This is a genomic window from Brevibacterium sp. BDJS002 (assembly GCF_028201555.1).
In the GTDB taxonomy this organism is placed as follows: domain Bacteria; phylum Actinomycetota; class Actinomycetes; order Actinomycetales; family Brevibacteriaceae; genus Brevibacterium; species Brevibacterium aurantiacum.
On the sequence record NZ_CP116392.1, the window covers coordinates 1,500,208 to 1,525,606 of the forward strand.

At 63.1% G+C, this 25,399-nt stretch carries 18 protein-coding genes and 1 pseudogene; 8 read left to right on the forward strand and 11 right to left on the reverse strand.

The features are described 5' to 3' along the window. Nucleotides 1–27: 27 nt before the first annotated feature. On the reverse strand, nucleotides 28–786 hold the full coding sequence (locus tag PGC08_RS06990; protein WP_333937922.1) for an SDR family oxidoreductase: 759 nt from the start codon (nucleotides 784–786) through the stop codon (nucleotides 28–30). 46 nt (nucleotides 787–832) lie between these two features. Continuing rightward, nucleotides 833–1,867, reverse strand: coding sequence for a phosphotransferase family protein (locus PGC08_RS06995; RefSeq protein ID WP_271709819.1), 1,035 nt, complete (start codon nucleotides 1,865–1,867; stop codon nucleotides 833–835). 216 nt (nucleotides 1,868–2,083) lie between these two features. Between PGC08_RS06995 and PGC08_RS07000 the strand changes: the two genes are divergently transcribed. Further along, complete coding sequence (locus PGC08_RS07000) at nucleotides 2,084–3,055, forward strand: NADPH:quinone oxidoreductase family protein (protein ID WP_096158526.1); 972 nt, start codon at nucleotides 2,084–2,086, stop codon at nucleotides 3,053–3,055. Between the two features lie 40 nt (nucleotides 3,056–3,095). Here the strand turns inward: PGC08_RS07000 and PGC08_RS07005 are convergent, their stop codons facing one another. Both PGC08_RS07005 and PGC08_RS07010 read right to left on the reverse strand, forming a co-directional pair. Then, nucleotides 3,096–4,712, reverse strand: a complete 1,617-nt coding sequence (locus tag PGC08_RS07005) for a nuclease-related domain-containing DEAD/DEAH box helicase (protein WP_096158527.1) — start codon at nucleotides 4,710–4,712, stop codon at nucleotides 3,096–3,098. Between the two features lie 25 nt (nucleotides 4,713–4,737). Further along, nucleotides 4,738–6,687 carry a TRAP transporter permease gene (locus PGC08_RS07010; RefSeq protein ID WP_271709820.1) on the reverse strand — a complete coding sequence of 650 codons (1,950 nt, stop codon included), beginning with the start codon at nucleotides 6,685–6,687 and terminating at the stop codon, nucleotides 4,738–4,740. A gap of 274 nt (nucleotides 6,688–6,961) precedes the next feature. On the opposite strand from PGC08_RS07010, the gene PGC08_RS07015 reads away from it, so the two are divergent. Both PGC08_RS07015 and PGC08_RS07020 read left to right on the forward strand, forming a co-directional pair. Next, nucleotides 6,962–8,077 (forward strand): TAXI family TRAP transporter solute-binding subunit, encoded by a 1,116-nt coding sequence (locus PGC08_RS07015; RefSeq protein ID WP_231446283.1) that lies wholly within the window; start codon nucleotides 6,962–6,964, stop codon nucleotides 8,075–8,077. A gap of 128 nt (nucleotides 8,078–8,205) precedes the next feature. Further along, entirely contained in the window at nucleotides 8,206–9,114 is a 909-nt protein-coding gene (locus PGC08_RS07020) for a LysR family transcriptional regulator (RefSeq protein ID WP_231446285.1), read from the forward strand. 92 nt (nucleotides 9,115–9,206) lie between these two features. Here PGC08_RS07020 and PGC08_RS07025 read toward each other — a convergent pair whose 3' ends face one another. Together PGC08_RS07025 and PGC08_RS07030 are read right to left on the reverse strand one after the other, a co-directional pair. Then, the gene (locus PGC08_RS07025) at nucleotides 9,207–10,592 is read right to left on the reverse strand and encodes an MFS transporter (protein ID WP_114385073.1); all 1,386 of its coding nucleotides are present in this window, start codon (nucleotides 10,590–10,592) and stop codon (nucleotides 9,207–9,209) included. 448 nt (nucleotides 10,593–11,040) lie between these two features. Then, nucleotides 11,041–12,042, reverse strand: a complete 1,002-nt coding sequence (locus PGC08_RS07030; protein WP_271709821.1) for an AraC family transcriptional regulator — start codon at nucleotides 12,040–12,042, stop codon at nucleotides 11,041–11,043. Between the two features lie 161 nt (nucleotides 12,043–12,203). Here PGC08_RS07030 and PGC08_RS07035 point away from each other — a divergent pair, with 161 nt between their 5' ends. The 4 genes and pseudogenes from PGC08_RS07035 to PGC08_RS07050 all read left to right on the forward strand — a co-directional run bounded on the left by PGC08_RS07035 (nucleotide 12,204) and on the right by PGC08_RS07050 (nucleotide 17,072). Continuing rightward, complete coding sequence (locus tag PGC08_RS07035) at nucleotides 12,204–14,102, forward strand: FAD-dependent oxidoreductase (protein WP_271709822.1); 1,899 nt, start codon at nucleotides 12,204–12,206, stop codon at nucleotides 14,100–14,102. 2 nt (nucleotides 14,103–14,104) lie between these two features. Continuing rightward, nucleotides 14,105–15,076: pseudogene (locus PGC08_RS07040) on the forward strand (maleylacetate reductase); the annotation flags it as partial. A 60-nt stretch (nucleotides 15,077–15,136) separates the two neighbouring features. Continuing rightward, nucleotides 15,137–16,048 (forward strand): dioxygenase family protein, encoded by a 912-nt coding sequence (locus PGC08_RS07045; RefSeq protein ID WP_226830311.1) that lies wholly within the window; start codon nucleotides 15,137–15,139, stop codon nucleotides 16,046–16,048. A 49-nt stretch (nucleotides 16,049–16,097) separates the two neighbouring features. Next, nucleotides 16,098–17,072, forward strand: coding sequence for an NADP-dependent oxidoreductase (locus tag PGC08_RS07050; protein WP_271709823.1), 975 nt, complete (start codon nucleotides 16,098–16,100; stop codon nucleotides 17,070–17,072). 60 nt (nucleotides 17,073–17,132) lie between these two features. Here PGC08_RS07050 and PGC08_RS07055 read toward each other — a convergent pair whose 3' ends face one another. The 4 genes from PGC08_RS07055 to PGC08_RS07070 all read right to left on the reverse strand — a co-directional run bounded on the left by PGC08_RS07055 (nucleotide 17,133) and on the right by PGC08_RS07070 (nucleotide 21,869). Then, nucleotides 17,133–17,864, reverse strand: coding sequence for a DeoR/GlpR family DNA-binding transcription regulator (locus tag PGC08_RS07055; protein ID WP_096161622.1), 732 nt, complete (start codon nucleotides 17,862–17,864; stop codon nucleotides 17,133–17,135). A 48-nt stretch (nucleotides 17,865–17,912) separates the two neighbouring features. Then, a complete protein-coding gene (gene pdxA / locus PGC08_RS07060) occupies nucleotides 17,913–18,956 on the reverse strand; it encodes a 4-hydroxythreonine-4-phosphate dehydrogenase PdxA (protein ID WP_181871749.1) in 1,044 nt (347 codons plus the stop codon). Nucleotides 18,957–19,032: 76 nt separating this feature from the next. Further along, a complete protein-coding gene (locus PGC08_RS07065) occupies nucleotides 19,033–20,361 on the reverse strand; it encodes a four-carbon acid sugar kinase family protein (protein WP_271709824.1) in 1,329 nt (442 codons plus the stop codon). Further along, complete coding sequence (locus PGC08_RS07070; protein ID WP_271709825.1) at nucleotides 20,358–21,869, reverse strand: GntP family permease; 1,512 nt, start codon at nucleotides 21,867–21,869, stop codon at nucleotides 20,358–20,360. Before PGC08_RS07070 ends, PGC08_RS07065 begins: the two co-directional genes overlap by 4 nt. A 221-nt stretch (nucleotides 21,870–22,090) precedes the next feature. Between PGC08_RS07070 and PGC08_RS07075 the strand changes: the two genes are divergently transcribed. Next, nucleotides 22,091–24,232 carry a heavy metal translocating P-type ATPase gene (locus PGC08_RS07075; protein WP_271709826.1) on the forward strand — a complete coding sequence of 714 codons (2,142 nt, stop codon included), beginning with the start codon at nucleotides 22,091–22,093 and terminating at the stop codon, nucleotides 24,230–24,232. Nucleotides 24,233–24,383: 151 nt separating this feature from the next. Here PGC08_RS07075 and PGC08_RS07080 read toward each other — a convergent pair whose 3' ends face one another. Further along, a complete protein-coding gene (locus tag PGC08_RS07080; RefSeq protein ID WP_096161625.1) occupies nucleotides 24,384–25,337 on the reverse strand; it encodes a VOC family protein in 954 nt (317 codons plus the stop codon). Nucleotides 25,338–25,399 lie beyond the last annotated feature (62 nt).

Sequence of the window (25,399 nt, forward strand, 5' to 3'; positions counted from 1 at the left end):
CAGGCGCTCCTGGTAGTCGCGGCCGCTTCAGTCGTTTCCAGCATGTGTGGTCTCCTCGTTGAGTCGGTTCTGATAGCGGCTCATGCCCTTGAGCCAGCGGTCGTAGTCGCTGCCTTTCATGCGGTACATGTCGAGCACCTCGGGGTGGGGGAGGATGAGGAACTGTTCGGCCTCGACCGCATCGAGGGCGATTGTTGCGACTGCCGCGGGTGTGAGCACCGTGCCGGCCTCCGTGACTGCGCTCTGGGCCGGTCCAGACGATCCCGCTGCCCGCAGCAGGTCCGTGTCCACTCCCATCGGGCAGATGACCGAGGCCCGGATGCCATCGTCGCGGTAGGTCAGGGACAGCCATTCGGCGAACCCGACCGAAGCGTGCTTGGTCACGCTGTAGGCTGCCGATCCGATCTGAGTGAGCAGTCCCGCCGCCGAGGCGGTGGCGACGAAATGTCCTGCACCGGCCTCCTTCCAACGGGGGATGAGGGCCTGGGCGGCGCGGATGTGGGCGCGCAAGTTGACGTCGATGACCGTGTCCCAGTCGGCATCAGAACTGCCCAGATCGGGTGGTCCGATGATGCCGGCATTGGCGAAGTACATATCCACTCCGCCGAGGCGGTCGTCGGCGAAGGCGATGAGCTCGTCGATTCCTGCCACTGCGGACACATCCCCGACCCACGAATGTGCCCCGGTGCCGAGCTCGGCAGCAGTGTCGGTCACGGTCTCAGACAGGTCGGCGAGGACGACGGTGGCACTGCGGGAGATCAGTTCTGCGGCAAGGGCGGCACCGATCCCGCCGGCGCTCCGGTGACGATGGCCCTGGTGTCTGCGAGGGTACTCATGCCTTCTCCAACAGTGTCATCGCCTGGCGGGCGAGGTCTTCGACTCCGGCGCCGGCGGCTTCGGGATCAAGGTCGAGGTCACCCATCTTGCCGGTGACCAACCGGGTGTAGACGCCCTCACGGATGCATGCGAGCTTCCACATGGCGAACGCCTCGTAGTACCCGACGTCGTGGACCTCATGGCCGCTGACTTCCTGGTAACGGTCGATGAGTTCAGCAGGCTCGGGGAATCCCAGCTCCGGGGTAGGGACCCAGATGCTTGTGTACTTCTCGGGCACGGAGAGCATGGCGATGAAGTAGCCGAGGTCGGTGAGCACCTCGCCTACTGCCGTGAGCTCCCAGTCGACGACGGCATTGACCGTGCCCTCGGGGGCGAAGATCATGTTGTTGGGTTTGTAGTCGCCGTGGGCCAGACCGACAGGACTGCCTGCCGGGTCGGGCATCCGCTCGGCGAGAGCGTCGTGGACCTCGTGGATGATCGGGGTGTCACGCATCGATATCTGCTCGACCTGACCGAGCCAGCGTCGCAATTGACGTTCGATGAGACCACCGTCGCGGCGCAGATCGCCAAGGCCCACCTCGTCGATGTCGACGCGATGGATGGCCGCCAGCGTATCGACCATGCCGAATGCACACGACCGCTTGTCATCAGGGCCAGGTCCCTCGGGGATGCGCGCCCAATCGGCGGGGGTGTTGATGGCGAAGCCGGGGCAGTGGTCCATGAAGACGAACGGGACGTCAAGGACCTCTGGATCGTCGACGATCTCGACGATGTGGGGGACCGGGACGCTGCTGTCGCCCAGCGCTGCCATGATGCGGCCCTCACGGGCGACGTTATGAGCGCTGCCACCTGTATGGCCCAACGGCGGGCGCCGAAGAACCCACCGGGGAGGCCCGTCGACCATGATCGTGAACGTGAGATTCGAGCGTCCGATGGACATGACTTCGACCTCGAAGTCCTCGACTCCGAACTTGTCTTTGATCCATCGACCGATCGTTTCGGCGTCGAATCCTGCAGGTGCACTGGTCAACTTTGACCCTCCCAAGTGAACAATCGTTCAGTTTCATTTACAGTATTCAACCCGGGCGTGCGAGTCAAGCTGAAATCGTGATGCCGGTCACCGTCGGATGTGATAGGCATGAATAAGTGACGCGGAATGGCGCTGGCCCTGCGACGAAAGCATCGTTGCCGATGAGAGCGCTATGAACCGGTCACCCCCAGAGCATTCGCCGACAGTGAGGAAATCATGAGAGCCATTCGCGTTGCCGCGTTGACCGGACCCCAGGACGTCGAGATCGCCGAGGTGGACCGTCCGAGTCCTGGACCCGGAGAAGTCCTCGTCGAGGTCGCCTACGCAGGCGTGACCTTCCCAGAGCTGCTGCAGACCCGTGGCATGTACCAGACCAAGCACGAACTTCCCTTCGTCCTCGGCTCCGAAGCAGCCGGCATCGTCGTCGAAGCCGGTGAGGGCTCTCGGTTCTCCGTCGGTGACCGGGTCGCGGCAATCCCTGGAAAAGGATCCTTCGCCGAGTACATGGTTGTCAGCGACGAGCAGACCGTTCCCGTGCCCGATGACGTGAGTCTGGCCCATGCTGCAGGAATGCCGATGAACGTGCTCACCGCCGACTTTGCACTGCGACTGCGCGCGCAGGCACAGGCAGGGCAGTCCATCCTCGTCCACGGAGCCGCAGGAGGGCTGGGCTCGGCCACGGTCCAACTGGCGCTGGCCATGGGACTCGAAGTCATCGGCGTGGTCTCGACCGAGGCCAAGGCCGAGACCGTGCGAGAGCTCGGTGCCACGCATGTGGTCATGGCCGAGGGCTTCAAGGACGCGGCCAAGGAGATCTACCCGAAGGGGGTCGACTATGTCTTCGACCCGGTCGGTGGGGACCGCTTCACCGACTCGACCCGTGTTCTTGCTCCCTACGGTCGACTCCTGGTCCTCGGATTCACCGCCGGTGAGATTCCCTCGGTCAAGGTCAACCGTCTGCTGCTGAAGAACATCTCAGTCGACGGCGTGGCTTGGGGTGCGGCGACGCGCGAACGACCGGGATACATCGCGGAACAGTGGGATGCGATCGCCGAATACGTCGCGGCAGGCAAGCTCAACCCCGCGATCCACGCCACCCATCCGCTCAGCGATGCTGCGAAGGCCATCGGCGAACTCGACTCCCGCAGCGTGCGGGGCAAGGTGCTGCTCAAACTCAAGGGGGAGTAGGCCCAGCAGGTAATAGGCCGTCGGTCCGCCGAGGCTGTGCTCAGTTCTCGTAGATCTGGTCGAAGGCACTCATATCGCCGACGACCACGAGTTTCGTCGTCGCTCTCGACATGCCGACGTAGAGCATGTCCACTGCCCGGTCAGGATCACGGAAACCGTTGAGGCAGAGGACGACGACGGGACGTTCGAGGCCCTTGAAACCGAGCACGTGGCCGTAGAAGACGTCTTCGGTGGCGAAGAACTGGTCCCAGTAGGCCGACGTGCCCTCGGTCTCGACGATCGATCGCTGCTCGGGATGTCTGCTACCCGTGGTGAGCAATGCGATGTCATCGGGGTTCCAGCCGGCATCCATGAGGGACTCGACCTGCCCGTCTGCCTCGGCCAGCGCTGACTCGAGGTCCGTTTCGACCCAGTCGATCTCCTCGCCGGGACCGTTGCGAGGAATCGGCGGGTCGAGGGCGAGATCGGCGAAGCCGGCTACGATCTGCTCGGAGTTGCGCAGGTTCTCATCGAGCTGGATCGGGTTCATCGTGATCGGTGATGCGCCCTCCCGGCCGAAGATCCGCTGCCGTTCATCGGTGAAGACGTAGAGTGTGCCGTCGACTTGATTGCGCAGACACGATTGGACGGCTTCCCACCACAGGAGGCTGAAGTCCTGACCCTCGTCGATGACGATCGCGTCGAAGAGATTCTTCCGCGGGCGCTCATCGGCGAGGTCTTTGAGCTGGCGCGGCAGGTGGTGCTCCCAGTACTCGGAATCGTCGTCGCTGCCGGGTGCAGCTCCCCACGAGATCGGCAGGTCATGGAACAGGCCCACGTAGGCGGGGCGATCCTCTTCGGGCCATTGGGCGGTGAAGAGCTGAAGGAACCGGCCCAGGCCGCGGGAATAGCACATGAGGGCGACTCGTTTGCCCTCGCGAGTCAGCGCTTGGGACTTGAGGAGTGCCAGGTAGGTCTTCCCGGTTCCGGCACCGCCGCTGATCTCGGCCCGGTTCTGATGCCGCAGAATGCTGATGAGCTTCGCCTGCTCCCGGCTGAGCTCATCGGCGCGGTCGGAGATCTCCGTGGCCCTGAGGCTGACGTTCTCCACCGCTTGGTTCGTCCGACGCAGGTTCTTGAGGACGAACTCGTGCGGAATCGAGATGTTGTCGCGCTCAGGGGTGAAGTCGTACCTCAGCTGGGTTGAGATGGCACCGGCGATTGAGTCGAGCTGAGTGGAGTCGATGAGCTGGCCTCGGAGCGCGTCCGGCTGATCCCAGCCCTGGGGCAGCTGAGTGTAAGGCAGCACCGCAAGATGGCTGATGGGCCCGGGCAAGGTTGAGACCCGCGAATGCAGATAGTCCACGAGAGTGTGTTTGGCGACCATCGCCTGCTCAAGAGGGGAGACCTTGAGTCGATTGCGGTGACCTTGAGCATCCTGAGTGATCCAACGACCGTCCTCGACGCTGACTCGACCGCCCTTGACCTCGATGACGGCGATTCCGAAACCGGGCCAGAGCACCAGGATGTCGATTTCGACGTCCTTGTCGTCTCCGGTCAGGCGTTGGCCGTGTACCATCGTCGCGTCCTCAGGAAGCTGCTCGCACAGAGCATTCCACACTGCCGCCTCGGCGGTGGAACCATTGAAATCAGGCTGCTGCGGGATCAGTGTGACCATAGCTCGAGACTAACCCAGGGTGTATCTATTTCTCAGCAAGCACGGACTCCTCTGAAAGAGCGTCTTTGTCGATTCCGAGCGGAGTATGCTCGCCCCCGAGGTTCCAGAAGCGGGTGACGAAGAAGCAGACGGCTCCGAGGACAACGCCAATGACCGAGAAGGCGAGCTCTGGCGCAAAGGTCAACAATCCAGCCACGATGAGGAGGGCCCGCATCACCCAGTTGGGCCTACGTCCGACGAAGACCAGCCAGCCTTCGAAGGCGCATCCGAGGAAGATGACCCCGACAATGGCGAAGACGAAGGTAATGAGGACTTCGGGCAAAGGCGCTTGTGCGACGAGGGCAGGATTGAGCGCGAAGGCGAACGGAACCACATATTTCACGGCGCCCAAACGCATCGCGACCAGGGAAGTCTGCATTGGTGGAGTTCTCGCGATATTCGCCGCGGCAAAGGATGCGAGGGCAACCGGGGGAGTGATGTAGGAAACCGTGGCCCAGTAGATGACGAAGAGGTGACCGGCAATCGGATTGACTCCCAGCTCCACGAGTGCCGGAGCCATAACAATGGCGAGGAAGACATATACCGCAGAGACCGTCATGCCCATTCCGAGGACAAAGGATGTGATGGCTGCAGCAATGAGGACAAGGATGAGGTTGCCGGAGAATGCGTTGACGAGTTCGCGAGCAAGCGACAAGCTCACTCCGGTCATCGACAGACCACCGACGATCAGACCGACACCGGCGATGATGCCGAGAATTTCGGCAATTGTCTTACCCGAGCTGTAGAGGAACTCTCCGAATCCCTTGATGCCCATGCGGTACTTCTTGGAGAAGAATGCTACGACGAGCAGGAACCCAACGATCCAGTAGGGAGCCTGACTCTCATTCTTCTGTATCACCAGGAGGAGGACGAGGCCGACGAGCGCCGCCAGATAAGCCCAACCGAGTACGACGACTTTGCCGACATTAGGCAGGAGGTTCTTCGCCACGCCTTTTAGTCCGGACTTGGCGGAATAGGCGTCAGCCTGAACGAAGATTCCGATGTAGTAGAGAAGAGCTGGGATGACAGCGGCGAGTGCAATCTGCCCGTAGGGGACGCCGACGAAGGACACCATAAGGAAGGCGGCAGTGCCCATGATCGGCGGCATAATCGTACCGCCGGTGGCAGCCGTCGCTTCGATGCCGGCCGCGTAGCGTCCGGTGAAGCCCGCCTTTTTCATCGCTGGGATAGTCATCGGACCAGTGGTGAGAACGTTGGAGACGGCTGACCCACTCATCATTCCCATGAAAGCCGAGGAGATGACTGAGACTTTGGCAGAGCCCCCTCGGAAACGGCCGAACAGGCCCATCGCCAGATCGTAGAAGAACGTTGCCCCGCCGGAGTGCTGAAGTGCGACTCCGAAGAGCAGGAAGCCGACGAGAATGGTTGCACCGGTCTGGAGGGGCAGTCCCAGGATGGAATCAACACCCATGGCGTGGATCTGTGCAGCAGTCTTGATGTCGAAGGGGATTCCCTGCAGGAATGGGACCTGAATGTAGGCCGTGAATATCGGATACAAGGAGAAGACCAGCGCGATGATCGTGACCACGAGCCCTGCCGTGCGGCGCAGCGCTTCGAGCACAATGATCCAGAACACGAACGACAGCGCCGAGGCAGTCGGCACGGGTGCGTAGTCCCATCCCAAGGTCACGATGTTCTCTGCATTGACGCAGAAGTAGGCGCAAGTGGTCAGGGTGATGAGGGCCAAAGCGATGTCGTAGATGGGGATCGGCCTGTCAATCTGCGACTTCTTCGCAGGGAAGACGATGAAGACGATGGGAAGGAACGCGGCGAGCACGGCGTACATGTACGCGTTCTTCAGCAGCGAGACTCCGCCCGGATTCCAGAAGAACGCCTGGTTCATCGCAATGAGCACGCCGATCACAGTGAGCGTGATGACGGTGGCTTTCCAGAAAGGGGTGATTCGGACGTTCATTGTCGTTCCTCAACTGATTCGCGGCCGGGGCACTGGCGGTGTAGTGGTGCTGCGTCTGATCCGTCGGCGCGAATGTCTGCACTTCTTCCTTGAAAGTTGCGGACGTGCCCGGACGAATAGTGTGGTGTGTTGCATATATTACTTAAAAGACAATAATCTAGGTTCATATATTCTGCAATATGTGTCAGCGGAACGTCGGTGTCTGAATTTCTGAGACTTCGTTCGTGCTACTGACAACGACACCGTGATCCATGCCGATGTGGAAGGCCGAACAATGAAGTTTCGCGCATTACTCGCAATCCTCTTAACCCTTACGCTGGCCCTGAGTGCCTGCACCCCGCCGACAAAGAAGGTGAATGGGATCCGCGACCCATTGGTATTCGCCACGTATGGCACTGGAACGTCGACCTATGCGGACTTGGCCGCAGTGACGGATGCGGTGTCGACAGATACCGACGCGCGACTGCGCATCATCACCTCCGACACAGCGATCGGCCGACTGGCACCGATGAAGGCCGGGATCGCCCAGATGGGCAGGCTCGGTGATGAGTACATCTTCGGGTTCGAGGGCCAAAACGAGTTCGCCAGCGAGAACTGGGGGCCACAGGACCTGCGGGTCGTCTGGGCGCCGCTGTCGCCGCACTCCCTGCTGACACGCAAGTCCGACGGGATCAAGACCCCCGCCGATCTCAAGGGCAAAAAGATCCCCAACGTGACCGCAAACCCCTCAGTGAACGGAAAGATCGAAGCCTACCTCGCATATGCGGGGCTGACCTTGGACGATGTGGAGCTAGTCGACGTCGCCTATTCGGAGCAGCCAGCGGCGCTTGAGTCCGGGCAGATCGATGCTCTCTATCAGCAGGTCTATGGCTCTTCGCTCTTCGAGCTCGAGTCGAAGTTCGACGTCAGTTGGATTGAACTCGATCCCAAAGACAAAAAGGGAATCGAACGGGTGCACGAGCTGGCACCGCAGCTCAACATCCTGCCGTTCGAAGATGCACCAGGCCAGGAGGAGGGCACCAGCACACACGGCTTCGTCTACACCTTGCCGATTTCCACGTATGCGGATGCTTCGGACGACGAAGTGAAAAAGCTGGTGAGCTCGATGGCATCGACATTCCCGAAGTACAAAGCGTCAACGCTCAATACGCCGAGGTGGAAGCCCGATGATGTGGAGACCATGCCTCGAGTCATTCCCTTCCACCCGGGCACTATCGCGTGGCTCAAGGAGAACGGTCAGTGGACTGACGAAGCGCAGAAGCGCAATGACGAGCTGATCGAGCGTGGAGAGAAGCTTCGCGCGGAATGGAAGAAGTTCATGGACACCAAACCGGATAAGGATGACATTCCCAAGAAGTGGAGCGAGTGGAAGGCCTCGTCCGATCTATAAGAAGCGGGATTCAACAAGGTCTAGAATTTGAGACCACCAGTCGGCCAGCTGCGTATCCGCAGCAGCCGTCTTTGTGGGGAAATGCTTTCGTCCGAGGCAGTGAGTACGAACGGCGTGGAAGGTGAAGAGTGGAAGTTCAACAGGCGCGTGTGTTCATGGCGCTCGCAGAAGAGTTGCATTTCGGCCGGGCTGCGGAACGTCTGGGGATGGGTCAGTCGCTGCTCAGTCGGACGATTCGGCAGCTTGAGGAGGAGCTCGGCGCCACCCTGTTCCAGCGGACTACTCGAAACGTGCGCCTGGCACCGGCAGGGTTAGCACTTTTCGAACCAGCTCGACAGATGATCAGTCTGCAGCGAGTGGCGGTCGATTCGGTGAAGCGCGCGGCGGCTGGAGAAGTCGGGCAATTGGGTTTCGGATTTGCGCGGGCGTCCTCGCGTGGCATGGCCGCCTCGTTGGTGGCGGCGGCATACGAAGACCATCCCGGCATCACCTTCGCTATTGAGTCCAATGTCTTCGCCGACGAAGGACTGACCCGGTTGGCTGATGGGAGTCTTGATATTGCTCTTGTGAGGTGGACCCGGCAACCGCCGACCATCACCGGGCGACCTGTGCTGATCGAACGTCCCGTCGTCACTCTGCCTGACTCGCACCGTCTCGCCCGGAGGAAACTCATTCGCGTCGATGAACTGGCAGATGAAGACCTGCTCTCTCTCCCAGCGAACCCGAACTCAACGCTTCGTGAGACGACAATCCGACTGTGCCATAACGCAGGCTTTTCGCCCCGGGTAATTCTCGAGCTTCCCGACGCTCAGACGATCTCCGCCCTGATCGCAGCGGGCATGGGAATCACCATCACCTTTGACTCGGTCGCTGCAACCATGCGTGAGCCCGGCACAGTGACAGTTCCACTCGACGTTACGAACGAGTCGTCGGTGGTCTATCTTGCACACCTGCGGACTCATGGAAGTGCATCGTTGTCAGCCGTGTTGGCAATAGCGGAGACCGTCCTGCCGACGGTGAGCAGCGCCAGTGAATGATTTTGACTGAGTAGTTTGCTGGCGTGGCCAAGAACTAAGCTCGGGCCCGCTGGAAATCCAGCGGGCCCGAGCTCATCAGGTTCAGTCGAGGATCACTTCTTGTCGTCGACGAGTTCCTGTTCTTCGAAGACGACGTCGGCGCCAGCTTCGGGGAGACCAGAGCCGCGCAGCGACGCGCCCTTCGTCTCCTTCATGAAGATGGTGGCGATGAAGCCGATGACGCAGGCGCCCATCACAAAGTAGGCGGGCACGATCGTGTTCCCTGTCGCCCCGATGATCGCTTCATTGGCTGAAGGTGCGGTGCCGCCGAAGATTGCGGTCGAGACGTTGTAGGAGATCGCGAATCCCGCGAAGCGCACCGGTCCGGGGAACATCGCCGGGAAGGTCGCAGAGATCGTCGAGATCTGCGGAATGTAGAGGACGCCGAGAACCGCCAGGCCGATGAGTGCCCAGATGAAGCCGTTGGCCATGAGCATGAACATCGGAATGGCCGCAACGAACAGGCCGACGAGCGAGAAGTACCAGACTGGCTTGCGACCGACCTTGTCCGAGAGCATTCCGCCGAATGGGATGAGGACCATCATGAACGCCTGGGCCAGGAACATCACCGTCAGCGAGGAGTTCGAGTCCATGCCGACCGGATCCTGCAGGTAGGCGGGCATATAGGACAGCAGCGTGTAGTTGACGACGTTGACGGCGACGACCATGCCGCCGAGGATGAGCAGCTGCTTCCAGTAGTCCCTGAAGAGGATGGTGAAGACTTCCTTGACCGACTTGCCCTGGTCGTTGTCGTCGAGTTCCTCATAGACAGGGGATTCGTCGAGCTTCGTCCTCATGTAGAGGCCGACCACGCCGAGAACTCCAGCGAAGACGAAGGGAATCCTCCAGCCCCAATCCATCATGGTCTCTTCACCCAGGCCCAGCTGGAGCAGCAGAACGAAGAGCGAGCCAGCGGCCATGCCGGCGAGGGTGCCGAACTCGAGGAAGCTGCCGAAGAAGCCGCGACGTTTGTCCGGGGCGTATTCGGCCATGAACGTGGCGGCACCGCCGTACTCTCCGCCCGAGGAGAAGCCCTGGATGACGCGCAGGAGGACGAGGATGATCGGCGCGGCGACGCCGATCGTGGCGTAGCTCGGCAGCAGCGCGATGCAGAATGTCGAGCCGGCCATAAGCAGAATCGTCAGCGCAAGCACTGCCTTGCGACCGAGGCGATCGCCCATCGGACCCCAGACGATGCCGCCGAGTGGGCGGAAGATGAAGGAGACGGCGAAGGTCAGCAGGGCCAGGAGCTGGCCGTGGCTGCCGGGGAAGAAGTGCTGGGTGATGTAGGTGATCGAGACCGCGTACAGGCCGTAGTCGAACCACTCGGTGGCGTTTCCGACCGCCGAGGCGGCAACGGCTTTGCGGACCGTCTTGAGGTCCGGCTCGGGTGGGGCTGCGGGGATGCTGGCCTCGGGATGCGTGTTGGAGTTACTCACGTGTTCCTCCGATCGTGTCGGGCCATCATCGTGATGGCCCTCGTGAGAGAAGCGACTATGCACGCTACGAGCATCTGTTCAGCGAATCAAAACGAAAATGCTGTCAAGCCAACGGCGTGTCCGCCGACCCCTTTGAACTCTGCGACCCTGTGACCAGCGAGTATGTAGAAACAAGCTGAAATCTGATCGCGGGTTGAGGTTCACAGAGAAATCTCTAGATATCGTTACTTCCGGATGGTTGACAGAAAATCACTTCAATGACTGACTTCGTTCGGCGGTGAACCGAGAGTAATGTGCGCATTCCATCGCTTCCGTCATCGGGTTCGTTCCGGGCGCAGCCTGCCAGGGTTATGACGTGGGTGATAGAGAGAATTGGGTCGTGAACTATTGGGCAGTCTGCTCAGGAGCTCAGGCGTTGACAGCACAGCCATCTCGATACCTGCAGCAGCTACCCCGATTTGTCTTGCAGCTGGTTTCGGTGACGCAGTGGCCCGATTCCGAAGCGTTGACGATAGCCGCGCGAGAGCTGGGCTTGCGAGCCGAACCCGCACGCTGAGGCGATCTCGGTCATCGGTGCGTTGGCCCAGATGGGGTCGGCGAGCATGCGGCGAACTGTGGTCAGGCGAGTTTCGAGAATGGTCTGCGGGACGCTGCTGCCAGTGGTGGAGAATAATCGGGAGAGTTGGCGTTCGGAGACGCCGACGAACTGGGCGAGACGAGCGGCGTTGAGCCTGGGATCGCAGTGTGCTTCGGCGATCACGGCCATCGCCTCCTGCAACGGCCCGGAATTCGCCAGCGGTCGTGAGAGCACCCCGGTGAGAAGGTCGAGCAGGCGAGTCTCGAGCCTCTGCCCGTGACGCAGCCCGCGATCCAGGGCTCCGGCGGCCAATTGGGTGAGTTCACGAGCTGCCAGATTGAGTGCGTTGTCGGGGTCGAGGTCGAGCGGAATCGGCCGTCGCACTGAGTCTGCGTCGGTGAGCTGAGCCAGGGTCTCACGGGGGAGTTGGATGACCAATTCACTGACGCCCTGCGGAAAGGTGCGGGAGAATGCGGTGTCACCGTCGCAGATGAGGCCGCGTCCGGGCCCGACGGTGAGTGAACCGGTGCGGTGGTTGAACTCGTTCATACCCTGCAGCGGAATGTAGATGACGACTCCCGACACTGGGTGGGTGGCGACATCTTCCGCAGTCCTCTGCACAGAATGCGGGCTGCCGTTGACCTTCGCGACCCGAATCCGGGGCAGTCGCAGAGTTGCGGTCTGTGCACGCAGCTGTGTGCCTGTGCCCAGTCGCGTTCTCAGCCCGACGAGCATGCTTGCATGATGGGTCTCCCATTCGGTGACCCGGCGGCCAGGCGGCACGGAATCGGTGGAGAACCAGGTCTGTTCGGGGGCGGCCAGTGAACGTGAATCGCCCACTGCGCTCGCCGTCGTCCCACCTCCGCTGACCATGCCCACCATGGTAGTCGCGATGAGGCACCGAGGTGTGCTCGCTCACATTTTTGACGATTTCGGCCATGTTCTCTCCGGCCTCGTGCTCCGCCGGTGTCTGGGTGGCAGGCTGTGGGATCAACGCCATGTTTCACCGCAGCAACAGGCAAGGAGCACCCATCATGGTCATCTTCAACGACGGAGTCGCAGAGACCCGCACCCCTGACTCCCAAGTCGTCGACACCGATGTTCTCATCGTCGGGTCCGGGCCGGCAGGAGCTTCGGCAGCGCTGTTTCTGTCCACCCTCGGCGTGGACAACATCATGATCACGAAGTATCGGTGGACCGCGAATACGCCTCGTGCCCACATCACCAACCAGCGCACGATGGAGATCTTCCGCGACGTCGGGATCGAAGACCAGGTCCTCGCCGAGGCGACCCCGCATGACATGATCGGCGACACCGTCTTCTGCACCTCCATCGCCGGTGATGAGATCGGCAGGATCCTCACCTGGGGCAACCATCCGGCCCGGCATGCCGACTATGAGCTGGCCTCACCCTCGCTCAACTGCGACATCCCGCAGACGTACCTCGAGCCCATCCTTGTGAAGAACGCGACGATGCGAGGGACGCAGACGCAGTTCTCCACCGAGTACCTCTCCCATGAACAAGATGCCGACGGTGTCGATGTGCGTGTGCTCAACCGGCTCACCGGCCGCGAATACACCATCCGCGCCAAATACCTCATCGGAGCCGACGGGGCACGATCCAAGGTGGCCTCCGACATTGAGCTGCCGCTCGAGGGCGACATGGACATCGCCGGATCGATGAACATCACGTTCAAGGCCGACCTGGCGAAACTCGTCGGACACCGGCCCTCCGTCCTCTACTGGGTCGTCCAACCGGGATCGAACATCGGCGGTATCGGAGCAGGGCTCGTCCGCATGATCAGACCCTGGAACGAATGGCTCATCGTCTGGGGATTCGACATCAGCCAAGGAGCCCCGGAGGTCACGGAAGCCGATGCGCTGGAAGTGGTGCGCAACCTCATCGGCGAACCCGACCTCGACGCGGAGATCACCGGCATCTCCCTGTGGGGCAACAACGAACAGTATGCGACCCACCTGCAGAACGGCCGAGTCTTCTGCGCCGGGGACGCCGTGCACAAACATCCGCCGTCGAACGGACTGGGCTCTAATACCTCGATCCAGGATTCCTACAATCTGGCATGGAAGATCGCGGCCGTCGTCAACGGGCAGGCTGCAGACTCCCTGCTTGAGACCTACAGTGTCGAAAGGGCACCGGTGGCCAAGCAGATCGTCACCCGTGCTAACCAATCCGGCCGCGAATTCGGTGCACTCTTCGAGGCCCTAGGGCTCGAACCTGGTCAGTCCGAAGACGAGATGCACGCCGCTATCGCCTCCCGGAAGGACAACTCGGCTGCCGGGGCGAGCAAGCGCGCGAAGGTCAGAGAAGCCATGGAGCTGAAGAACTACGAGTTCAACGCCCACGGTGTCGAACTCGGGCAGCGCTACGTTTCGACCGCAGTCGTCGCCGATGGCCGGGAAGCAACCCCGAACCCACGGGACCCTCAGCTCTACTACGAGGCCTGCACCGACCCCGGTGTTCGTCTGCCCCATGTGTGGATCGGAGACTCGGTGGACAAGCACTCGACCCACGACCTCGCCGACTACTCCCGCTTCACCGTCATCACCGGCACGACCGGGGCTGCATGGGAGGCAGCAGCACGCGAGGTCAGCGACCACCTCGGCGTCGGCATCGACACGGTCGTGATCGGACCCGATCGGGAGACGACCGACCTGTACTTCGATTGGGACCGGGTGCGTGGCATGGCCGAAGATGGGGCCATACTCATACGCCCCGACAAACACATCGCCTGGAGGATCCAGAGCCTGCCGGACAACCCGGCAGCGGAGCTGGAACACACACTGGCATCGGTGCTGGGACGCAGCACCAACGGGACGCCGAGCGATGGAACTTCGAGAGTCGCCGGAACGGCGAACGCCGAAGGTAGCCCGGCACACGCAGATTCCCACGAGAAGGAGGCAGTTCGCTCATGACTATGAACTTCGAACACACCACACTTGGCCAACGCGTCATCTTCGGCGCCGGAGCTGCCGCAGAGAAGATCGCCGCCGAAATCGACCGGATCGGTGCAGACAACGTCATGGTCATCGTCTCCCAGTCAGCCACCGAGAAGGTCACTGACTTCGACAAGCACTTCACCGTGGCCCTGTGGCACCGAGAAGTCGTCATGCACGTGCCCGCCGAGGTGGCCGACCGGGCCGTGGCGGCAGCCCGCGACAAGGACATCGACCTCGTCGTCACCGTCGGCGGCGGCTCGGCGACGGGCCTGGGCAAAGCGGTGGCGCTGGAGACGAAGGTCCCGATCATCGCGGTACCGACCACCTTCTCCGGTTCAGAGGCGACGAATGTGTGGGGGCGGACCGAGAACGCCCGCAAGAAGACCGGAATCGACGATGGCGTTCTGCCGACGACAGTCATCTACGACGCCGAACTCATCCGTGACCTGCCAGGCGACCTCGCTGTGGCCTCCGGACTCAACGCACTGGCACACTGCATCGACTCGCTGTGGGGGCCGCGGGTCGACCCGATCAACCAGGCGCTCGCCCTCGAAGGGATCCGGGCACTGAACGAGGGGCTGCCGTCGGTGCGTGCGGATTCGACGGACATCGACGGACTCGAGCGCACCCTCTACGGTGCCTACCTCGCGGCGGTGGCGTTCGCCTCGGCGGGGTCGGGGATGCATCACAAGATCGCTCACGTGCTCGGCGGCACCTTCAACCTGCCGCATGCGCAGACGCACGCCACGATCCTGCCCTACGTTTTGGCCTTCAATGCTCCGGCCGCGGGGGACGCGGAGCAGCGCATGGCCGCAGCCTTCGGCGCCCCGACCGCGCTCGAGGGACTGCAGCGACTGCGTGCAGCCGTCGACGCACCGAAAGCGCTGTCGGAGCTCGGCTTTACCACCAGCGACATCGCCCAGGCAGTCGAGCTGTCGCTGGCGGCCATTCCTGCCAACAACCCGCGTGAGGTCACCACGGAAGGGCTGACCGAGCTGTTGACTGCGGCATTGCACGGCAGCGACCCAGCCGCCGAAGGTGGACAGAGCCTCACCCCGACGGAAGTTGAGGAGAAGCTCGTCGACACGGTGACGGCCTCATTCGCAGGCTGCACCGACGAACGGCTGACCCAACTCATGACCTCCCTGGTCAAGCACCTGCACGGCTTCATCAGAGACGTGCGACTGACCGAGGCCGAATGGAACGCCGCGATCGAATTCCTCACCAATGTCGGGGACATCACCGATGACCAACGACAGGAATTCATCCTCCTCTCCGACGTCCTCGGCGCCTCCATGCAGACGATCAACGTGAGCAACCAGCCATACAAGAACGCCACCGAGGCGACGGTGTTCGGTCCCTTCTTCGTCGACGACGCACCACTGATCGCCAACGGTGGTGACATCGCCGGGGGAGGGGCTGGCCAGCCCAGCTGGGTCGAAGGAGTTGTCCGCGACACCGAGGACAATCCAATTCCCGGAGCCCGTATCGAGGTGTGGGAAGCCGATGAGGAAGGACTCTACGACGTCCAGCACGAGGACGACCGGGTCTATGGGCGGGCACACCTGTTCGCCGAGGAGGACGGTTCGTTCCGCTTCTGGGGCCTGACCCCGACGCCCTACCCGATCCCAGACGACGGACCGGTCGGGCAGATGCTCGCCGCCACAGGGCGCTCGCCGATGCGGGCCAGCCACCTGCACTTCATGGTCACAGCACCTCAGATGCGCACTCTGGTCACCCACATCTTCGTCGAAGGTGACGAGCTGCTGACCTCGGACACCGTCTTCGGAGTCAAGGAGTCACTCATCAAGAACTTCGAACAGCAGCCGGCTGATGCACCCACTCCTGACGGTCGTGACCTCGGAGGCGAGACGTGGTCACGCACCCGTTTCGACATTGTGCTCGCACCCGAAGGGGCCTGATTATTCCGATGCGCTGGTGTCGATTGTCGGTATCCGACATGATGAGGATATGACTGAAGCAGACAGCAGTGCCCACGCAGACGCAGCGACGATGAAGGCCATGCGCCAGACCGAGTTCGGCGGCCCCGAGGTTCTCCATGAGGTGGAGCTGCCGAAGCCGAAGCCGGGACCCAGCCAGCTCCTCATCAAGGTCAAGGCCTCAGGCGTGAACCCCACGGATTGGAAGCACCGCAGCGGCCCCCGCTTCCTCCCCGATCCGCCCTTCGTTCTCGGCTGGGACGTGTCTGGGACGGTCGAACAGGTGGGTGTCGGCGTGACGCTCTTCAAGCCGGGCGACGAGGTCTTCGGGATGCTGCCCTACCCCTTCGGCGTCGGCGCGCACGCCGAATACGTGGTCGGCCCGACACGAGCCTTTGTTCCCAAGCCAGACGTAGTCGATCACGTGCAGGCAGGAGCTATCCCACTCGTGGCGCTGACGGCGTGGCAGTCCCTCGTCGACACCGCGAAGATCGCTCCCGGTGACCGGGTGCTCGTCCATGCCGCAGCCGGTGGAGTGGGGCACGTGGCGGTGCAGATCGCCAAGGCTCGCGGCGCCTATGTCATCGGAACTGCGAGTGCACCCAAGCATGACTTCGTCCGCGGCCTGGGTGCGGACGAGATGATCGACTACCGCGCGGAGGACTTCGTCGAAGCGGCTCGCGACATCGACATCGCCTTCGACACCATCGGCGGTGACTACCAGCTGCGCTCTCTCCGGACTCTCAAACCCGGTGGAATCATGGTCTCGACGGTTCCAGTTCCCGCTGAGGGTCTCTTCGAAGAGGCCGAAGCTCTGGGAGTTCGGGCCGAGACGATCCTCGTCGAGGCCGACCATGCAGGCATGCTCGAGATCGCTGCCCTCGTGGAGAGCGGACAGCTGCGGGCGACGATCGCAGACACGTTCCCGCTGACAGATGCTGCTAAGGCGCATGCAGCAGGTGAGACGAACGCGACGACAGGCAAGCTGGTGCTGACCATGGAATAAGACTGACCATGGATCGAAGGATTGCGCGGGCTGCTCGACGGTCTGACTGTTCGACGAGGCTCACCCGTGATCGTGGCCATGCGCTCCGAGCTCGTTGATCCAGATCCACCCCTTGGGCAAGGGCGCCCACGCAGCCACATCGCGCCTGGCCTTTGAGTTGTCGGCGAGCACCACGACCTGCTTGGCACGTTCGGCGATGAGCTCCTTCGTCCGTGCCTCGTCGAGGGTCGGTTCGCCGAGTCCTTTGGCAGGATCGACCGCGTCGGCGCCGAGGAAGGCGACATCGACGTGGAGTCGGCTCAGCGCGTGGTCACTCAGCGCCCCCGTCGTCCCGTGGGACATCGTCGAGACCTCACCGCCGACCATGATGACCTTCGGCCCCATCGGGTGGGCCAGAGCCAGCGCGATCTCGAGCCCGCGCGTGATGATGGTGAGATCTTGACGATCGCGGATGCGCTCGGCCAAACGCACCGTCGTCGACCCGGCGTCGAGGAAGACCGTGCGCACGGTTCCCTCGCCGAGGTGGTCCATCGCGGCCGCGGCAATGGCATCCTTGGCCTCGGCGTTGGCCTCCATCCGTTGTCCCAGCGGAGGCTCGACGTAGCCGGCGGCAGTGGCTCCGCCGATCGTGCGGATGACCTCGCCGGTCTCTGACATCTCCCGCAGGTCGCGACGGATCGTCGACTCCGAGGTTGCCAATTCGTCGGCCAGCCGGGAGATGGTCCACGAACCGGTCTTGAGCAGAGACAAGATGTCCTCGCGGCGTTTCTGTGTGCCCGTGCGAATCGCCATGAAGAGACTCCTACTTCGGCAGGTACCGGTTACTTGGACAGGTGCTGGTTACTTGGGTAGGTACTCGGCGCGGATGCCGTCGACGAACGGTGCATAGCCGATGGCTGCGGTGTAGGCCGAACGCATGGTGCCGGCATCGGCGATGCCCTGACCGGCGATGTCGAAGGCAGTGCCGTGATCGACCGAGGTGCGCAGGATCGGCAGGCCCACGGTCACGGAGATCGTGCCGTCGAAGTCGAAGGTCTTCGAAGCGATGTGGCCCTGGTCATGATACTGGGAGAGGATTCCGTCGAAGCGACCCGACAGTCCCTGGTGGAAGACCGAGTCCGCGGGAATCGGTCCGGTGACTTCGAGTCCGGAGTCGACGACGCGCTCGACGGCGGGTCGCAGGATCTCGATCTCCTCGTCACCGAAGGCACCATTCTCGCCACCGTGCGGGTTGAGCGCGGCGACGGCCAACCTCGGCGAGGCCACACCGTAGAGCTGCAGGGCACGGTGGGCGCGTTCGATCGAGTCGACCTGAGTGTCGATGCTCAGTGCGTCGATGGCCTTGCGCAGCGACATGTGGCGGGTGGCGAAGAAGATCTGGAGTTTGTGGTCAGGTACCTTCGTGTTCTCGACGACGAACATGGTGTCCTGCTTGGTCACGCCGGTGAGCTCGCCGAGCATCTCCGTGTGGCCCAGGTGCTTGGACCCGGACTTCCACACGGCCTCCTTGTTGATGGGGCCGGTGACGATGCCGGCGATCTCCTGGTTCATCGCCGCCTTCGTGGCGACCTCGATCGCGGTGACGGCGGCCTGACCGGCACGGGCATCGACGACGCCCCACTCGGGCAGGGAATCACCGAGGACACCGATGTCGAAGACGTCGATGACGCCCTGCCCGGCGGCAGGTGTCGACCAGTCGGTGATCGTTCGCAGTTCGACGTCGAGTCCGAGGACGTCCACGGCGCGTTTCATCACGGCCAGGTCGGCCACGGCGACACCGTGCTGGTCATCGCGGCCGGAGAATTCGGCGAGCACCGTCGCGGTGATCTCGGGGCCGATGCCCACCGGGTCGCCCACGGTCATGGCGAGTACGGGTGCGGTCATGTCAGTCTCCTCAACGTTGTGTTCTCAGGTGTGGTGCGCGCGTCGACATTGCGCCGATGCGCGAATTTGTGGGGGCTCATGCGCGGCCCATTCCTGCGCTCTGCATGAGGTGGTCCAGGCACAGGACTCCCGTGCCTGCGTCTCCGATGAGACCGCCCTTTGTGACGATCGGCAGCCCGGCGGCGCTTCCGCCGACGATGCTCCCGCCCACGGCCAAGGGCACGATCTCGGTGTGGATCTCCATGCCGAGCGCGCCGAGTTCGCCGAGCACGGCCGCGGTGACATCCCCACCGGTGGTGTAGAGGCCGGTCAGTGCAGTGGTGGCCATGAGTTCGGCGGTGATCTGGGCGAGGCGGCGGGGGATGAGCTCGGACTGTTCGTCGGTGAGTTCGAGCAGATCGGTGGCGTCGACGACGGTGGCGACGATGATCGCCCTGACCGCCACTCCGTTCGCTTCGTTGTTCGCCGAGGTGGCCGTGCGGACCAGCTCGACCGTGGCCTGCACATCGGGCAGGTTGTCTTCGTCGAGGGCGACCCGCAGCACCGTGATGCTGGGATCCTCGTCCAGCTTTGTCAGCTGGGTGCGGGTGATTTCGGTCGCGGAGCCGGAGACACCGAGGATGACCCCGGACTCTCGTTTCGGCATCAGCGCTCGAGCTAGGGCGAGACTGCCCGGCCCAGGATCGATGGCCACCCATTCCAGGTTCTCTTCCTGGTTGAGGTCGGCGACGGCGCGGGCGATGAGTTCGATGTGATCGTTCGTCAGCGCGTCGGCCACGATGACCTCGATGCCCGCGGCAAGCGCCTTGAGCACCTCGGCACGGATCGCCTCGGCGCCGGCAAGCACCGTGGACAATTCCACGGTGTGGCACCTGAGTTCGGTGTTCTCCCGCAGAATATCGGCGACGACCGAGCTGTGCATGGGGGAGCGGACGTCATGGCGCAGCTCGGTGTCTTCGAGGAGCTTTCCGTGCAGCAGCTGCTGGCCGCCCACGGTCACCCGACCGGAGGCAGGGAACGCGGGAATGCACAGACCCACCACTCGACCCGAGCCCGCTGCGGAGGCCAACGCTTGTCGGGCACGAACAGCAGCCTCGGCGGTGGGTCCGACATTGCCGCGCAGGGTCGTGTCGATGCGGCAGGCCACGAGGTCGACAGGTCCCGCCTCACGGATGAGCGCATCGGTCAGAGCCGCAGCCTCAGCCGGCTTCAGATGCCGGGAATTGGCATTGACGACGACGGCGTCATAGTCATCGAGCGCGGCGGCGACGCTGACCTCACCGCCGCCGCTGGTGCCGGTGATCGTCATCGTCGCCAGGCCCGCCTCGGCGAACAGGGCGCCACAGGCGTTTCCGCCGGTGAGGTCGTCGGCGACGATGAGGATCCGAGGGCTGTTCTGACTCATACGATCAAGTCGAGCACGAACAGCAGCGGAATGGAACCGGCCCACACGGCGGTGGTGATGCCCGACCAGCCTTTGATGGCACTGATGCCGTCGAGGCCGGTGAAACGGGTGACAACCCAGAAGTACGAGTCGTTGAAGTAGGAGAAGACCATCGATCCGGCGGTGCAGGCCATGACTGCGACCAGCGGGCTCAGACCCAGCGGGGCGATGAGCGGGGCCGTGACCGAGGCTGCGGTGATCATCGCGACTGTGCCCGAACCCTGTGCGATGCGGACCAGGGTGGCGATGAGGAACGGCACGAGGAAGGCTGGGAGGCTGATCGAGGCGATCGCCTCGGCCAGGGCATCGCCGACGCCCGATTCGGTGAGGACCTTGCCGAAGGCTCCACCGGCACCGGTGATGAGCAGGATGAGTCCGGCCGAGGCTGCGCCGTCTGCGAGCCAGTTCTGCACCTTGTTGCGTGGAGTCACGCGAGGCAGCAGGGTGTAGACGGCGAGGATGAGGCCGATCATCAGCGCGATGACGGGGTTGCCGAGGAACGCCAGTGGGGCCACCCAGGACGAGGGTTCGTAGGCGTCGCCGGAGAGTTCGCCCTGAGCGCTTTTGTCGATGGCCGTCGAGACGGTGTTCGCGACGATGAGCAGCAGAGGAACGATGAGAGGGAGGAACCCGAGGAAGGCTCCCGGATTCTTCGTCGCACCGGTTTCGTTGTTGACGGTGCCCGCATTGTCGCCGGAGCTCGCGGTGTCCGCATTGCCAGCGGTCGCGGTGGCAACTGAGCCGTGACCGGCATCGTCGCTGCCGCCTTCGTGGGCTTCGCCGGTGGCATGTCCATCCGCCGAGGTGGTCGTGACCGAGCCGTACACGTCGTGTTTGACGGTGGCGTTGATTACGGGTTCGAGCTTCGGGCCGATCCAGCGGGCGTAGATGACGACCACTGGCAGGAGAAGGACCGTAAAGATGACACCGGTGAGGATGACGGAGCCGATGTCGGCGCCGAGGATGCCTGTGGCAGCCAGGGGTCCCGGGGTCGGCGGCACCATGTGGTGGGTCAGTGTCATGCCGCAGCCCAGCGCCAGTGCGAGGGTGACGTAGCCGCCGCGCTTGACGCGGGCGATGGAGCGGGCCAGCGGGTTCATGATCACGTAGCCGGAGTCGCAGAAGACCGGGATGGACACGAGAGAGCCGACGGTGCCCATGGCCCAGGGTTCGCGGCCCTTGCCGAAGGCGCTTAGGAAGGCACGCGCCAGCGAGTCCGCGGCTCCGGAGACTTCGAGGATCTTGCCGATTCCGACGCCCAGACCGATGACGATGCCGATGCTGGCCAGTGTGTTGCCGAAGCCGGTGGTGATGGCGTCGACGATTGATAGCAGGTCCTGGCCGGCGACGATGCCGGTGACGACCGATGCCGCCAGAAGTGCGATGAAGGCGTCGAGGCGGGTCGCTAAGACGATGACGACGATCGTCGCGATCCCGGCGATGAGCGCCAAGATGAGTTGCAGATCCATGAGATCCTCCGCAGTGAGGCCGACTCAGTCAGCGAGCCGGGGTTGATCCGAGTCGACTCTCAGCGAAGCCGGTGAGTCTGACCCGAAGTTGAACAGCATGAGCAAGTATCGCCTATACATGCGCAACTATGCAATGTGTGTCACGGTTTGGTGCGTGGGCGGGCTATCGTGTGACGATTCATACCCTCGCTTTATACCCCCTAGGGGTATAAGGTGGAGCCATGAATACAGGGCATGCACATGAGAACCACACCGATCACGCGGGACATGATGGCCACACCAGCCAAATGGACCACGACGCCCATGACCCTCACGGCAGTCAAGAGGGTCATGGCGAGCACGCGGGCCACGATGGCCACGATGGCCACGCGGGCCACGGCGACCATGTCGCACAATTCCGGCGGCTGTTCTGGATCATGCTCATCATTGCGATCCCGGTCATCGCCTTCAGCCCCATGTTCGGTCACCTCGTCGGCTACGAGATTCCAGAGACCGGCATCCTCGGCTGGCTGCGCTGGCTCTCACCGATCCTCGGCACGGTCATGTACTTCTGGGGCGGCAAGCCGTTCCTCACCGGTGGGCTCAGCGAGCTGAAGGCTCGCAACCCGGGCATGATGCTGCTCATTGCTCTGGCCATCACCGTCGCATTCCTCTCCTCCTGGGGTTCCTCCCTCGGACTCCTCGATGCCCAACTCGACTTCTGGTGGGAGCTGGCACTCCTCGTCGTCATCATGCTCGCCGGGCACTGGCTGGAGATGCGGTCCCTGGCACAGGCCACCTCGGCACTGGACAGCCTGGCGGCGCTGCTGCCCGATCAGGCAGAGACGATCGTCGACGGTGAAGCTGTGATGGTCGACCCCGCCGACCTCAAGCTCGGCGACACTGTCATCGTCCGCCCCGGTGCGGCTGTCCCTGCTGATGGCCGCGTCATCGACGGTTCGGCCAGCATGGATGAGTCCATGGTCACGGGGGAATCGACGACCGTTCGTCGCGGGGTCGGCGATACCGTGGTGGCAGGCACCGTCGCCACCGACTCCGGGCTGCGCCTGGAGATCACAGCCACCGGCGATGACACTGCGCTGGCTGGCATCCAGAAGCTGGTCTCCGAGGCACAGAACTCGACATCGCGAGCACAGCGCATCGCCGATAGGGCCTCGGCCTGGCTGTTCTGGTTCGCACTCGGCGCCGCCGTCATCACCGCGATCGTCTGGACTCTGGTGGGAATGCCGGACTCGGCGGTCGTGCGCACCATCACCGTCCTCGTCATCGCCTGTCCCCACGCCTTGGGTCTGGCCATTCCCCTCGTCGTGTCCATCGCTACCGAGCGTGCGGCCCGCGGCGGTGTCCTCATCAAGGACCGGCTGGCGCTGGAGACGATGCGCACAGTCGACTCCGTGCTCTTCGACAAGACCGGCACCCTGACCAGGGGCGAACCGAGCGTCACGGCGGTTGAGGTCACGACTGAGAACAGCACAGAGGATGAGATCCTCGCACTCGCCGCAGCCGCCGAGTCAGGCAGTGAGCATCCTCTGGCCCGAGCCATTGTCCGCGCCGCAGAAGACCGTGGACTCGAGATCCCGGCGGCAACGAACTTCTCCTCGTCACCAGCTGTTGGAGTCAATGCTGAGGTCAACGGCGCGGAGGTGGCCGTGGGTGGGCCCTATCTGCTCAGCAAGCACGGCGTGGAGGAAGCTCCGATCGCCGCGCAGTGGAGCAGTGAGGGTGCCATCATCCTCCACGTCCTTCGTGGTGGAAGCGTCATCGGTGCGCTGAGGCTGGCCGATGAGATCCGCCCCGAATCCCGCGAAGCCGTCGATGCGCTGCACAGGCGTGGTGCGCAGGTGGTCATGATCACCGGTGACGCTGAGGCGGTTGCGCAGTCCGTGGCCGCCGAGCTCGGCATCGATCGAGTATTTGCCGGAGTCCACCCTGCCGACAAGGCTGCGAAGGTCGCCGAGCTGCAGGGAGAAGGTCGTAAGGTTGCGATGGTCGGCGACGGAGTCAACGATGCGCCGGCCTTGGCCGCCGCAGATGTCGGCATCGCCATCGGTGCCGGAACCGATGTGGCCATCGGCTCGGCGGGCGTGATCCTGGCCTCGGATGACCCGAGGTCCGTGCTCTCGGTCATCGAACTCTCCCGAGCGACGTTCAGGAAGATGAAGCAGAACCTGTGGTGGGCCGCCGGCTACAACATCATCTCGGTCCCACTCGCCGCCGGCGTCCTGGCACCCATCGGGTTCGTGCTGCCGATGAGCGTCGGGGCGATCCTCATGTCGATCTCCACGATCGTGGTCGCGCTCAACGCTCAGCTGCTGCGGCGGTTGGATCTGCGGCCGGAGGCATCGGCGTCAGCCGCACAGTGAGCGAACTGTTCGGCCGGCGCGACGGTTCGCGACTCGAATTCGGGGGCGACTCCAGCTTGGGGAAGGCGCCATCTCGGGGGAGAGGCCCGTCGCGAAAAAGGCCTTGGCAGGAACCGTAGTTCCTGCCAAGGCCTCTGTCTGAGCGGTGGGATTACCGCGTTAGGGTCTGATCTGTCGTGCTGGTTCCGATTCCCAGGGTCACCTGCGTGCCCCATGGATCGGAGAGGCGGACCGAGCGACCGTCGTCGGCGAAGTCCATCTTCCGTGCTTTCAGGCGAGCGACGAGCGCGTCGAGGTCCTCACGACCCGGCACGGTGATGGCAACATCGCCGAGGCCGAGGCTTGCTGCCCGTGGTCCGGCACCGCGGCTGTTCCAGGTGTTCATCGCAACGTGGTGGTGGTATCCACCGGCCGAGGCGAAGAGGACGCCTGGCATCGAGGCCAGCGTCGGCTCGAAGCCGAGTGCGTCGACGTAGAACTTGCGCGCGGTCGGCACGTCGCCGACCTGCAGGTGGACGTGGCCGATGATACCCGGCAGGGTGTTGGCCCGTGACAGCGTCTGCTCGTCGAGGTGCTCGGCGAGGAAGGCGTTCGGGTCGAGGTAGATCGTATCCATGCGGACCTCACCATCGGCAGAGTGCTTCCACTCCGAGCGGTCGCGGTCGACGTAGAGCTCGATGCCGTTGCCCTCTGGGTCGGTGAAGTAGAAGGCCTCGCTGACGAGGTGGTCGCTCGAACCGACGAACTGGCTGTTTGTGTTCTGCGCAGCGTGAGCAACAGTTGCGGCCAGAGATGCCTGGTTCTCGAACAGGAAGGCAGTGTGGAAGAGACCCGCCTGGGTGCGGTCGACGCCAGGCAGGTTGGGTGTGGCGACGAGCTTGACCAGGGGAGTGGTGCCGCGGCCGAGCACGCGGTGGATCTCGTTGCCGCGCTCCACCTCTTCGAGAGGTTCCATCGCGAGGGCGTTGGAGTAGTAGGTCGACATCTTCTCGAGATCGCCTACGCGCAGGGTGACGGCGTCCATTCCGGTGGCTGCGCTGAGCAGGGTGTCGTTGACGACAGGCGATGCAGTAGCGGATGCTGTGGTGTTCTCGGTGACGGTCATGTCGCCCTCCTGGGTGAGCAATGCTTGCGATCTAAGTAGTTTAACGTTCAACTACCACTGTA